The organism is Salinisphaera orenii subsp. halophila YIM 95161 (genome assembly GCF_003732545.1).
GTDB lineage: Bacteria > Pseudomonadota > Gammaproteobacteria > Nevskiales > Salinisphaeraceae > Salinisphaera > Salinisphaera orenii_A.
This window is the reverse complement of the sequence record NZ_AYKF01000001.1, coordinates 1-12,801: the sequence shown is the minus strand read 5'-3', so window position 1 is coordinate 12,801 and position 12,801 is coordinate 1. Positions and strand designations below refer to the sequence as shown.

Genomic DNA, 12,801 nt, shown 5'->3' with positions numbered 1-12,801 from the left:
ACGATGGGACAGCAAGGCCTCGAGTACCGTCTGCGCCAGCAGTCCCTGGTATCCGATCTGGGGCTGTATGCGTTGAACAGCCACGATTTCGCAGTGCTCGCCCAGGAGGCGACCCGCATCGCCGCCGAGGGCGTGCAGTCGAATCTGGCGAAAGTGCTCAAGTACGAGCCGGATGACGAGTGGCTGCGTGTCTATACCGGCATCGGCTGGCAGCCAGGCGTGGTCGGCCGTGCCACCGTGGGCGCCGGCATGGACTCGCCGGCCGGCTACGCGCTGCGCACCGGCGAGCCGGTCGTCAGCAACCATCTGTCCAGCGAGGAACGGTTCCGCACCCCTGAACTGTTGATCGAACACGGGGTGACCCGCGCGATCAACGTCATCATCCAGGGCACGGGCGAGCCGTTCGGCGTGCTCGAAGCCGACGCCTCCGCCGACGGCACCTTCGACGAGGACGACGTCGACTTTCTGCAGTCGCTGGCCCATGTGCTCGCCTCCGGCATCGAGCGGGGGCGGATCGAGTCCGAACTCGAACAGGCGCTGCGCGAGAAGGACGCGCTGATCGAGGAGAAGAACACCCTGCTCGACGAGCTCAACCACCGCGTCAAGAACAACCTGCAGGTCGTGAGCAACCTGCTGGCGGTCGAGACCGCGCGTCTGGACGATGCCAACGCCAAGGCCCGTCTTCGAGCCGTCGGCAACCGTGTGGCCGCGCTCGGGCGCATCTACAACCGTCTCTATCGGGACGGGCAGACACGCGACATCGAGTTCGGCGGCTATCTGCACGAGATCTGTGGTGAACTTGACGCCTTCTACAGCAACGACGACCACCCCGTGCGCGTGCGCTCGTCGGTCGACGCCGTGTTCGTCGACCTCGATCGCGCCATTCCGCTGGCACTGATGGTCAACGAACTCATCGCCAACAGCGCCCGGCACGGCTTTCCCGATAGCTCGGGCGGCGAAGTGCACGTCACCCTCGAGCACGCCGACGGCGACATCCTCGTGGTCGTCGCCGACAACGGTCGCGGCATGCCCGACGACGCTCCGCAGGGCCTCGGCCGCGAGCTCATATCCTCGCTCGGCGACCAGCTCGGCGCTCGGATCGAGATATACGAGAACAACGGCACCACCGTCCGAATCCGCGTGCCCGAAACAGCAATGCAAGCCCACGATTCCGGCGACTCGTAGGCCGGGCCCCGGCGCGGCACGAACCCGATTCGCCCGAATCATCGCCAAAGGTGCTGCTTGGCGATGCGCCCCGTGATGGTCGAGGATTGTCTTAGCAAGGAACAATAACCCGCTGTGCTGGCGGTCTTTCGATTAGCCGTACGTCGGCACGGTTTGCGGCCTTGCGTAGGCCTGATGTTTAACAATCGGAAATGATCAATAACTGATCAGTTTGTCTGGTGGAAAATTCAGGGTCTGTTTTCAATAATATAAACAGCCGTTTACATTTAGACCGTTCCCCGCATGCGCGGGGATGAACCGTGCGTCCGTCGGCCCGAATCGCAGCGGCCACGCCGTTCCCCGCATGCGCGGGGATGAACCGAACACGTTTACCGGCGGCCAACTATCGAGCGCCCGTTCCCCGCATGCGCGGGGATGAACCGTGGCTTGCGGCCTCAGGTACGGCACAGAGTGGCCGTTCCCCGCATGCGCGGGGATGAACCGATGTAATGGCCGTCGCGCTGCGGATTTACACGCCGTTCCCCGCATGCGCGGGGATGAACCGTAATAGTGCTTCGAAGGGCGCTGATAGACGGTCCGTTCCCCGCATGCGCGGGGATGAACCAGATCGAAATATTGCCCTACGAAGAATGCGACGCCGTTCCCCGCATGCGCGGGGATGAACCGAAAGACGCACAGGCCCAGAGTAAAGCCTGGATCCGTTCCCCGCATGCGCGGGGATGAACCGTTCACTTCACTACCGAACTAGGCGACCAGCAGCCGTTCCCCGCATGCGCGGGGATGAACCGGCACATTTACTCGCGATATCGCCGAGAAATCGCCGTTCCCCGCATGCGCGGGGATGAACCGGAGCTGATCCAGCAGAATGCCGCCAAACTGGTCCGTTCCCCGCATGCGCGGGGATGAACCGTATTAGTGAAACTCGGGACACGATATCGGGCTCCGTTCCCCGCATGCGCGGGGATGAACCGATCCCGCATGCGATGCGGACGCAATACCTTGACCGTTCCCCGCATGCGCGGGGATGAACCGGAATGCGCGAGGCAATTCGATGCAATCTGTCGCCCGTTCCCCGCATGCGCGGGGATGAACCGGGCGGCACCGATCTGGGCAGCGGCGTGTATCGCCGTTCCCCGCATGCGCGGGGATGAACCGCTCGTAGTAGCCCGCGAGCTGCGGCACATCGACCGTTCCCCGCATGCGCGGGGATGAACCGGCTCTCGCCGCATCCGCAAACTGTGTGCCCCTCCGTTCCCCGCATGCGCGGGGATGAACCGCATGCTGCCTAGTCATCCCCACCCCAGCGATGCCCGTTCCCCGCATGCGCGGGGATGAACCGCGATCCCGGTCTTGTCGATTTGCGCTACAGCGCCCGTTCCCCGCATGCGCGGGGATGAACCGGCGCCGTGCGCGGGTTGCAGCAGGCGTCCGGCCCGTTCCCCGCATGCGCGGGGATGAACCAAGCTGCGCGGCGACGGCCCGGGCCGCCTGCACCCGTTCCCCGCATGCGCGGGGATGAACCGCCCCTGTAAAAACAGGGGCCTAACTGGTGGAGCCGTTCCCCGCATGCGCGGGGATGAACCGCCACGCAAAGCGGCCCACGACTAGACCATTGGCCGTTCCCCGCATGCGCGGGGATGAACCGCCACTTTGCATGCTTGGTGTCGGCCAGGTCGTCCGTTCCCCGCATGCGCGGGGATAAACCGCGAGCCTTGGAAAACGAGTTGAAATTCTCGTTTCAATTCGTATGATTTACATGTAAATCATACGGGGTGCGACTATGAGCCGAATGATCAATTTCCGTGCTGACGACGAACTGGATGCACGGCTAGCTCGGTTGGCGCAGCTGACCGGGCGAACGAAAACGTTTTACGTGCGCCAAGCCGTTGAAAGCCAGATCGAGGATCTGGAAGATATTTATTTAGCTGATCAGGTGATGACCCGTCTCGAAGACGGTAGCGAGGCCACCTACGATCTTGACGATATAGAGCGTGATCTTGGCCTGGCGGATTGAGCTGACCGAGACCGCGCGCAAGACTCTGGAGAAGCTCGATCCGCCAACAGCGCGGCGGATCTCTAATTACTTGCGCGAGCGTGTGGCTGTAGCGGATGAGCCCCGCCACTTAGCAAAAAGTCTTCAAGGCGAATTGCGGGAATACTGGCGATTTCGCGTCGGCGACTATCGACTTGTATGTGATATTCAGGATGACGTCCTTCGCGTTCTGGTTGTTCGTATTGCGCATCGGAAGCATGTTTATCGGCCGCGCTAAACCGCTGTCGCCGCATGCGCAGCGGAATAATAGGTAGCTGGTTCGCTAACCAAATGCTTGCCTCGAAGGCTGAAAGTGATCGCCGTTGTCGGCGTGGAACGTCTCTTGAGCCAGTCAAGCTCGTTAGGATGGAAAGCTGCAACATCCCAACCTAGTGGCTGATGGGCAATTATTTTCTCTACTGGGGTAAGACGCGACGTAACGATGGTCCTGGAGCGCCGTGTCATCTGTTGCCTTATCACAATCTGGATGTGGCGGCCGTCGGGTGGCAATTGCTGGCACCACAAGCGCCTCTTTTGCGCGAATTGGCGCATCGGCTCCGGATAGAGCCGGGTCGTCTGCGCCGATTGCTGGTGTTTCTGCTGGGTTTGCACGATATCGGGAAATTCGCACGTTCCTTCCAAGGGCTGGCGGTCGTTTCGGGCGTGTCATTGGTGCCACCGCTCGAGCGTTACGAAAACACGGTGCGGCATGACTGCCTTGGGGCGGTTCTCTGGCAAGCGAACCAGCGGCGCTGGCGTCGGGAGGGCGTACTGAGGTGGCCGGATGTTCGCGTCGATCGACAAAGTCGCGCGCAGATGAGTGCCGGCTTGTCACATCTGGTTGCGCCGATTTTTGGCCATCACGGCCAGCCTGTGGACGCTGCGAACCATCGCGTCGAGCGTTTCTTTGCCAACGATGAATCGGCTGACGACACGAACGCCGCCACAAGTTTTGTCGAACACTGGGCCGAGCTCATGGCGCCGGAATGGCCGGTCGAGCAACTGTTGGACCCCAACTGGTGCGAGCAGTGGAATCGACAGAGCTGGCGGATTGCCGGCTGGGCAGTCGCGAGCGATTGGCTCGGTTCCAACGAGGACTTCTTCGATTTTCAGGCCAACGAGATCGCGCTATCGGATTACTGGCGCGATTTCGCATTGCCGCAGGCGGCCAACGCGGTGCGCGCCAGTGGACTGGATTGCGCGCCGGAGCCGGTGCCGTTTACCGGATTGAACGCCTGGTTCGACGGCTCGAACATCGTGCCGACACCGTTGCAAAAACAGGCGGAGCAGTATCCGGTCGGTGGTGGCTCGCAGCTTTTCGTTCTCGAGGATCTGACTGGCTCCGGCAAGACCGAAGCGGCCTGTATTCTCGCCCAGCGCTTGCTCGATGCCGGTGACGCGCGGGGGCTGTTTTTCGCCCTTCCGACGATGGCCACGTCGAATGCCATGTACGCGAGGCTTGGTGCCTTGCACCGACGGTTTTTTACCGCCGAATCGGCACCGTCATGCGTGCTTGCGCATGGCGCGCGAGAGCTCAACGAGGTTTTCCAACACGCCGTCGACAAGGTGCTGGCAGGCACGGGAGATCACGCCAGCGGCGAGCCCAGCAACGCCGCCGCCTGTAATCGCTGGCTGGCGGATTCACGAAAGAAAGCGCTTCTCGCGGACGTCGGTGTCGGCACCATCGATCAAGTGCTAATGGGCCTGCTCGCGTTCCGACATCAGTCGCTGCGACTGTTCGGCTTGGCCGGCAAGGTGCTGGTCATCGACGAAGTGCATGCCTACGACGTCTACATGCAACGGCTGTTGGAAACGTTGCTCGAATATCACGCCGGCGAGGGTGGCAGCGCTATCCTACTGACAGCTACGCTGCCGCAGTCCATGCGAGCCGCGCTGGTTGCGGCGTGGCAGCGCGGCTGCCAGGCATCGCTGTCGGCACCGCGCGCGGATGATTTTCCCTTATTCACCGCCGTCGGATCGGATGGTGCAATCGCGGAACAACCGCTGACGACGCCCGATGCCGCACATCGACACGTCGCCGTAGCTTGGCTTGCCGATGAGCAGGCAGCGCTCGATGTCGTGATGGCCGCGGTCGAGCGGGGCGAGTCGATCGCATGGGTGCGCAATACGGTGGACGACGCCATTCGGGCCTATGAGCTGGTTCGCGGCGCTCACTCAGACTCCGAGCGCTGCACGCTGTTCCATGCGCGCTACGCCATGATCGATCGTCAGCGCATCGAGCAGCAGGTGCTGGATTGCCTCGGCAAATCGTCAACGCCGGACGAGCGATCTGGACGGGTGCTGGTCGCCACGCAGGTGTTCCAGGAATCCCTCGATTGTGACGTCGATCGCCTGATCAGTGACCTGGCCCCGATCGATGCACTGATTCAGCGCGCCGGACGCCTGCAACGGCACGGTCGCGGCGAACGCGCCGCGCCCACGATGCACGTGCTGGCACCGAGCTGGGCCGACGATCCGGATGCGGAATGGCTGCGTCGCGGCTTGCCGGGCACGCATGCCGTCTATCGAGACCCGGGGCTGTGCTGGCTCACGCAACGCGTACTGCGCGAGTGTCATGGCCTGCATCTGCCGCGCGATGCGCGAAAACTAATCGAGGACGTCTACGGTGAGCCGGCCGAAACATGGCTGCCAGAGGGGTTGCGCGAGGCCAGTGACGAACGCGAAGGCAAGGCGATGGCGGATCGCAGTATGGCCCGCTTCAATGCACTCGATCTGCCCGCCGGCTACGGCGGCAATCCGGATCGGTGGCAACCCGAGCGCGAAATCGGAACGCGGCTCTCCGATGAGCCAAGCCGACAGGTCGTGCTGCTTCGCGAGGAATCGGGTGAGCTAGTGCCGTGGGCGGGTGCGGTCGCACACGCGGCGACGCTGAGCCAGATCCGCTTGCGCGAGAGCCAAGTCGCTAAGCTGGCCGAGTTATCGTCGGTGCAAGAGCCGGCCTGGGAGCGACTTGTCCAACGATATCGATCGTTGGCGTTCGCTCGGCCCTGGGTCGTCGCCGATGATCCCTCGAATGCTTACGATGCCGTATACGGACTTCGACTTTCGATTATTCCCTAGTGAGGAACAGGGAGATCCGTGCCTGCATCGAGGGCGGCGGTTGCCGGACGTTTCTCGTGACCGAATGCTAGTGCCTTGGTCAGCCTTGTTGATGAGGTCGCGTGCTCAGGCCTAGAACGCTGTTTGTTCAAAGACTTTGATTGACTCGAGTTTCTAATCACTCCGGCTCGTTCTCTGGCTTTCCACATAAGACATAAACCTCGTCATAACCATAGCTGTTCGGTGCGTTAATTGCGGATTTAAGACCCCGCTGGTGCGGGGAACGGTTGACTATGGCTGCCGCAGACATGCCATTCGTCGGTTCATCCCGCTTAATTACGGGAACGTTCGTATAGTGCGTGACCTACAGCTGAGAATCAAGCCGCAGATATACCATTCGTCTTATTATTGTGAGATGATCTTCGTGCTTGGTACGTTGAAGGTATGGGGGCGAGGCTTATGAATCTGATATGCGACCAGTGGCTTTTCGCGGAGCGAAGAGATGATCTCGTTTTAAGAGTCGAGCCTTGTCAGCTATCACGCCCCGACTTGACTGACATCGTTATGCCGCGCGCGGACTTCCTCGGCGCGACATATCAGTTTTTAATCGGATTGCTGCAGACTGCTTTATCGCCCGAGGGCGAAGCTGAATGGCTAGATCTTTACGAGTCACCACCGTCGCCAGAGAAGCTGGCCGAGCTATTCACCCCATTTGCAGGCGCTTTCAACCTTGATGGTACTGGCCCGCGCTTCATGCAGGATAGAGATCCGCTCGACAGCGCCTCGTTGTCGTCGGTATCGAGCCTGCTAGTCGACGCGCCCGGCGCGAACGGCATAAAGAACAATACCGATTTCTTCATCAAGCGAGGTGTCGCCGAGCGGCTCTGCCCGGATTGCGCGGCGATCGCGCTGTACACGATTCAAGCCAGCGGCCCAGCTGGTGGAGCGGGGTTTCGAACCGGTATGCGCGGTGGCGGCCCGTTGACAACGCTCGTGCTGCCGGACGACCCGGATAGTTCGCTATGGCAGAAGCTGTGGCTGAATGTCGTGCCAAAGGCGCAGATCACCCAGAAAGGGCAGCAGTTCACCGCGCCGCAAGCCGACGACGCGACCGTCTTCCCGTGGATGGGCGCAACACCGACCAGCGAGAAGGCCGGATCTGCTCAATACCCGGAAATGCTGCATCCGCTGCACGTCTATTGGTCGATGCCGCGCCGGTTCCGTTTGTTGTTCGAAGAGCACGCTGCGGTCTGCGACATCTGTGGCGGCGAGAGCGAAACGACGGTCGCCGAAGTGCGTGCCAAGAATTACGGTATCAATTACGAAGGCCCGTGGCGGCATCCGCTAACCCCGTATCGCCACGATCCCAAGAAGCCGGATACGACGCCCTGGTCGCAGAAAGGCCGCCCCGGCGGCATCGATTATCGTCACTGGAGCGCCTTCGTTTTCGATGATGACGAGCGCGTTGGCGCATTGCCTGCGGTCGTGGTTCGCGACTATATCGGCGCGAAGTACCCGTTCTATTGGGAAGAGTTCGAGGACGGCAAGACTGACACTGTGTTATCGCGACAGGCGCGCTTGTGGGTTCACGGTTTCGACCTCGACAACATGAAGGCGCGCGGCTGGACGGATATGCAGATGCCGCTCGTCGCGGTACCGGGTGATCGGCGCGATGTGCTTCGGGAATGGGTGTCCGAATGCGTTGATCTGGCGCAGGCTACGGCGCGCGAGGTTTCCGATCGCATTCGGCATGCCTGGTTCAAACGCCCGAAGGAAGCCGGGGGCGATACCAGCCACCTCGCCGGTGCGTTTTTTCAGGCCACACAGGCCGATTTCTTCGTGCTCATACGCACGCTGCGCGATGCGGTCGACGGCGAAGACGCTATTAATTTCTTACCACCCGAAGCAGCCCGCGCGTGGTATCGCGCCCTGCGACGCGCCGCCTTTCGATTGTTCGACGAGCAGGCGCTTTCCGGCGCGCCGGATCTGCGCCAGATGGAGCGCAGCGTGCGTGAGCGGCGTTGGTTGAGTATCTGGTTGGCTGGCGGCGCGAAGAAATCCAAGAAGCGAAATGCCGTGGCTTTATTCGCGGAACGCGGCGGATTCGATCTGAAAGCGCGCGATGAAACCCGACAGCCCGACGAGGAGATAACGAATGGTTGAGTCCGAGACGCCGGAGCAGAGCCGAGACGAGACCAATGCGCGAGAGCGTGCGGAATTGAATCGATGCCTCATATTGCGTCGCCAACCCGCGGCTGCCGGGGCGGTTCGACGCTGGTGGCAGCGTTTGGCGCTCACTCCGGCAGAGGCGGAAAAAATCGGTCTCGCCGTCCGGCCCTGGTCGCCGGGTTTGCGAGCGGTTCTGCGGCGCAGCGAAACGCCCGAGGCCGCTGCCATGACCGAAGGCTTTAGACGGCTCTGGTACACACAGCAGAAAGCGGCCGGCGACGACGCAGATAACCTGAATATCGCCGCGTGGGCGTGCGTGGCCATGCTATTGGCCGAAGTTAAGGGCGATGCGGTCGGGCAATCGTTCGCGGCCGAGGCAGGCAAGGAGCAGGGCGACACCGGAGAGCCGGTCGTGTCCGCATTACGGTTCCAGCAATTGCAGGAAAGCCGCAGTCCGGAGGAGTTGGTGCGCCGCCTGCGACGCGTGCTTGCCATGCTGCGCGGCTCGTCGTTGAGCCCAGTGCTTTTGGCCGACGACGTCTTGCTGTGGTTTGCCGAGCGGGCCGGGCAGCGGTGGCCGGATGACCCTGGCAAACGGTTGGCCTTCCGCTGGGCGGAGGCCTATTTCGGCCAGGTCGCGCGCTACAAATCCATCGACGGCTGAGCGGGCCGTTCCATTATTCAGTTTCGGGGGAACCAATGAGCGATTTCATTCAACTGCACGTCTTGACGGCCTATCCGCCGGCCAACCTCAATCGCGATGATCTCGGCCGGCCCAAGACGGCGATCATGGGCGGCGCCAAGCGTCTTCGCGTGTCGTCCCAAAGTCTGAAACGGACCTGGCGCACGTCCGATGTGTTTCAGACAGCCATGGGAGACGACCGGGGTACACGCACCAAGCGATTGGGCGCCCACGTGCAGCAACGTTTGGTTGACGCCGGCATCGACGAGAAAAAAGCACGCACTTGGTCCAATCAGATTGCCGGTGTATTCGGCGACGTCCCAAAAGATCAGGTGGAAACGCGTCAACTCGTACACGTGGCGCCCGAGGAATGGCAGGCCGTTTATGACTTGAGCGACGTGTTGGCCGAAGAAAAGCGTGCGCCAGAAAAAACAGAGCTTGATCTGCTACGCGCTCGGCCGCGGGCGGTGGACATTGCGTTGTTCGGCCGAATGTTGGCCGCGTCGCCTAAATACAACGTGGATGCATCGTGCCAAGTGGCCCATGCCATTACCGTGCACGCAGCCGAGGTCGAGGACGATTATTTCACCGCGGTCGACGATCTCAACCCGGGTGATGAGGATCGCGGCGCCGGTCACATCGGCGAGCTCGGTTTCGGTGCCGGCCTGTTCTATTCGTACATCTGCATCGATCGCCAACAGCTGATCGAAAACCTCGCCGGCGACGCCGACCTGGCCGATCGCGGTGTGGCAGCACTCGTCGAAGCGATTACCAAGACCTCGCCCAAGGGCAAGCAGAACAGCTTCGGCTCGCGGGCCCGCGCTGTTTATACGTTGGCAGAGCGCGGCGACGAACAGCCTCGCAGTCTGTCCGTTGCGTTCATGCGCCCGGTCAGCGGCGAAGATTTCGGCATGGAGGCGATCCAGCGACTCGAGGTCCAGGCGCAACGTTTCGACGACGTCTATGGGGCCGGCGCTGATGGGCGCTATGCCTTTTGCACGCTCGAGGCGGGCGAGCCCCAGCTCAATCTGCTCGACGGTTACGGCACGTTGGGCGGCCTGCGTGATTTCGTGACGGGCGACCGGGCGTGATGCGTTATCTCGTCTTTCGGCTGTATGCGCCGCTCGCCAGTTGGGGCACGCCGGCAGTAGGCGAAGAACGGCCTACGGCCAGCTACCCGGGCCGTTCCGCCGTTGTGGGGCTACTGGCTGCGGCATTGGGTATTCGCCGCGACGAAACTGGGCGGCTGGACACCTTGAATCAAAACATCCGGCTTGCGGTCAAGCAGTATTCGCCGGGTCGCCTCTTGCGCGACTATCACACGGTTCAGATGCCGCCGAGTCGTAAAGGGCAGCGCTTCCATACGCGTCGCGACGAACTCGATCGCCCGTCCAGCGAGCTCGGTACCATCATTTCCAAACGCGACTATCGCAGCGACGGGCTATGGATTATCGCGCTGCGGTCGAGCCCGGGCGCTGATGAAGGTCTGTTAGACGAACTGGCCGAGGCATTGGCGCGCCCACGCTTCGCGCTTTACTTTGGGCGCCGGGCCTGCCCGCCGGCCGCGCCCTTGGCGCCGCGTTGCATCTCGGCCGAGAACTGGCGTGAAGCGCTGGATCATGCGTTTCCACCGATCGCCGGCGAAACAAAAGACGTGCTCGTGCCAGCACACGACATGCTCTATGCCTGGGAAGGCGAGGCGCCAGATCTGGATGGCGATACCGCCGGTGTCGAATCCAGCGATGTGTGGGATATGCCGCGTGATCGTCGCCGTTGGCAATTCGGCCCGCGTCTGGAATTTCGACGCTACGCCCGCGGCTCGGGAGGCAGATGATGCTGTTATCACGGGTTCGATTGGATATGAACCAGCTTGATCGCGACACTCTTCTGCGTGTCCTTGTGGGCGACGCCTACGCGGCCCATCAATTGCTCTGGAAGCTCTTTTCGGACGATGATCAACGCCGGTTTCTGTTTCGCCAGGAAATCGAAAGCGAGCAAAGCCCCTCGGCCGTGCCGAAAGGTTTGCCGCTGTTCTATGTGCTCTCGGATCGCGAGCCAGCGCAATCATTCGATTGGCTTGAGGTCGAATCCAAGCGTTTCGATCCGCAGCTCCGGTCGGGGGATCGGCTCGGATTCAAGTTACGCGCCAACCCTACGGTTGCGCGCCCGGCCGGCGCCGGCAAACGTTCGCAGCGTAGCGACGTGATGATGCATGCGAAATTCGGTTTTCCGCAGGCTGACCGCAACAGCCCTGAATGCCAGGCTGCAATGGAAGCCGCCGCCATACGGTGGTTGGCGAGGCAGGGCGATAAGGCGGGCTTCGCGCTGCGAGCTGAAACTGCCGTCGAAACCTATCGGCAGCACGAATTGAGTAAGCGCAACGGCGGGAATCGAACCGTTCAATTTTCTAGTGTCGATTATAGTGGCCTACTGGAAGTTACGGACGCCGATCGGTTTATCGAAGCGATGGCCCGCGGCTTTGGTCGCGCCAAAGCATTCGGTTGCGGCCTGATGCTGATTCGTCGCGTCGACTGACGCCTCGACGCCGGCTCTTCCCATGGCCTACATGCCCCTCAAGCCCATCCCCGTCAAAGAACGTCGTTCGATGATCTTCATCGGCCGTGGCCAGATCGACGTGCGCGACGGCGCGTTCGTCGTTATCGACGAGGTCAACGGCGAGCGCATGCATATTCCGGTGGGCACCACCGCCTGTCTATTGCTGGAACCGGGGACGCGCGTTTCGCATGCTGCGGTCAAGCTCGCCTCGACCGTGGGTACGTTATTGATCTGGGTCGGCGAAGCCGGCGTGCGGTTGTACAGCGCGGGCCAGCCGGGCGGGGCGCGTTCGGACAAGTTGTTGTATCAGGCCCGGCTCGCGCTGGAGGACGACCTGCGCTTGAAGGTCGTTCGAAAGATGTTCGAACTGCGCTTCGGCGAGGCGCCGCCATCGCGGCGCAGTGTGGACCAGCTTCGCGGTATCGAAGGCGCCCGAGTACGCAAGCTCTATCAGCAACTCGCCAAGCAGCACGGCCTGCAATGGCGCGGGCGGCGCTACGATCCCAACAACTGGGACGCCTCGGATCCGATCAACAAAAGTCTCTCGGCTGCCACAGCGTGTCTTTACGGCATTACCGAAGCCGCCATCCTGGCCGCCGGATACGCACCGGCCATCGGCTTTCTGCATACCGGCAAGCCGCAGAGCTTCGTCTACGACGTCGCCGACATCGTCAAATTCGATACCGTCGTGCCAGCCGCCTTCAAAGTAGCTGCTCGCGGTGTAACGAAACCCGATCGCGAAGTGCGAATAGCGTGCCGCGATGCGTTCTCCAAGACGAAACTGCTGAATCGTCTGATACCGATGATCGAGGAAATCCTCGCCGCCGGCGAGATCGAGCCGCCACCACCGGCGCCCGAACAGGTACCGCCGGCAATCCCCACCCCGGATTCGCTCGGCGACGCCGGCCACCGGAGCGGCTGACATGGCCATGGTGACGGTCGTAACCGAAGCGGTGCCGCCACGCCTGCGAGGGCGACTCGCGGTCTGGCTGCTCGAAGTTCGCGCGGGCGTTTACGTGGGCGACGTCAGCAAACGCGTACGCGAAATGATCTGGGAACAGATCAATGGATTGGCAGAGGACGGCAATGTGGTCATGGCCTGGGCCAGCCGCCACGA

11 protein-coding genes and 1 CRISPR repeat array are annotated in these 12,801 nt (G+C 61.9%); all 11 genes read left to right on the top strand.

Annotated features, from left to right (window positions below; all coding sequences use genetic code 11):
• Positions 1-3: 3 nt before the first annotated feature.
• Positions 4-1,185: a sensor histidine kinase gene (locus SAHL_RS00055; protein ID WP_148045432.1), complete on the top strand. Its 1,182-nt coding sequence runs from the start codon at positions 4-6 to the stop codon at positions 1,183-1,185.
• 271 nt (positions 1,186-1,456) lie between these two features.
• A CRISPR array of direct repeats spans positions 1,457-2,891; the repeat unit is 29 nt; unit sequence CCGTTCCCCGCATGCGCGGGGATGAACCG.
• Positions 2,892-2,974: 83 nt separating this feature from the next.
• Entirely contained in the window at positions 2,975-3,199 is a 225-nt protein-coding gene (relB, locus tag SAHL_RS00050) for a type II toxin-antitoxin system RelB family antitoxin (RefSeq protein ID WP_123589575.1), read from the top strand.
• On the top strand, positions 3,183-3,455 hold the full coding sequence (locus tag SAHL_RS00045; RefSeq protein ID WP_123589574.1) for a type II toxin-antitoxin system RelE family toxin: 273 nt from the start codon (positions 3,183-3,185) through the stop codon (positions 3,453-3,455). Before relB ends, SAHL_RS00045 begins: the two co-directional genes overlap by 17 nt.
• 161 nt (positions 3,456-3,616) lie before the next feature.
• Entirely contained in the window at positions 3,617-6,298 is a 2,682-nt protein-coding gene (gene cas3 / locus SAHL_RS00040) for a CRISPR-associated helicase Cas3' (RefSeq protein WP_123589371.1), read from the top strand.
• Between the two features lie 423 nt (positions 6,299-6,721).
• Positions 6,722-8,440 (top strand): type I-E CRISPR-associated protein Cse1/CasA, encoded by a 1,719-nt coding sequence (gene casA, locus SAHL_RS00035; RefSeq protein ID WP_342782217.1) that lies wholly within the window; start codon positions 6,722-6,724, stop codon positions 8,438-8,440.
• Positions 8,433-9,110, top strand: a complete 678-nt coding sequence (gene casB, locus SAHL_RS00030) for a type I-E CRISPR-associated protein Cse2/CasB (protein WP_123589370.1) — start codon at positions 8,433-8,435, stop codon at positions 9,108-9,110. The genes casA and casB overlap by 8 nt, the downstream gene beginning before the upstream one ends.
• A 35-nt stretch (positions 9,111-9,145) precedes the next feature.
• Complete coding sequence (gene cas7e, locus SAHL_RS00025; protein ID WP_123589369.1) at positions 9,146-10,219, top strand: type I-E CRISPR-associated protein Cas7/Cse4/CasC; 1,074 nt, start codon at positions 9,146-9,148, stop codon at positions 10,217-10,219.
• Positions 10,219-10,962: a type I-E CRISPR-associated protein Cas5/CasD gene (gene cas5e / locus SAHL_RS00020; RefSeq protein ID WP_221177761.1), complete on the top strand. Its 744-nt coding sequence runs from the start codon at positions 10,219-10,221 to the stop codon at positions 10,960-10,962. Before cas7e ends, cas5e begins: the two co-directional genes overlap by 1 nt.
• Positions 10,959-11,663 carry a type I-E CRISPR-associated protein Cas6/Cse3/CasE gene (gene cas6e / locus SAHL_RS00015; RefSeq protein WP_342782216.1) on the top strand — a complete coding sequence of 235 codons (705 nt, stop codon included), beginning with the start codon at positions 10,959-10,961 and terminating at the stop codon, positions 11,661-11,663. The genes cas5e and cas6e overlap by 4 nt, the downstream gene beginning before the upstream one ends.
• Positions 11,664-11,685: 22 nt before the next feature.
• Positions 11,686-12,606 (top strand): type I-E CRISPR-associated endonuclease Cas1e, encoded by a 921-nt coding sequence (cas1e, locus tag SAHL_RS00010; RefSeq protein WP_123589367.1) that lies wholly within the window; start codon positions 11,686-11,688, stop codon positions 12,604-12,606.
• A gap of 1 nt (position 12,607) precedes the next feature.
• A partial coding sequence (gene cas2e / locus SAHL_RS00005) for a type I-E CRISPR-associated endoribonuclease Cas2e (protein ID WP_123589366.1) occupies positions 12,608-12,801 on the top strand: 194 nt, incomplete at its 3' end.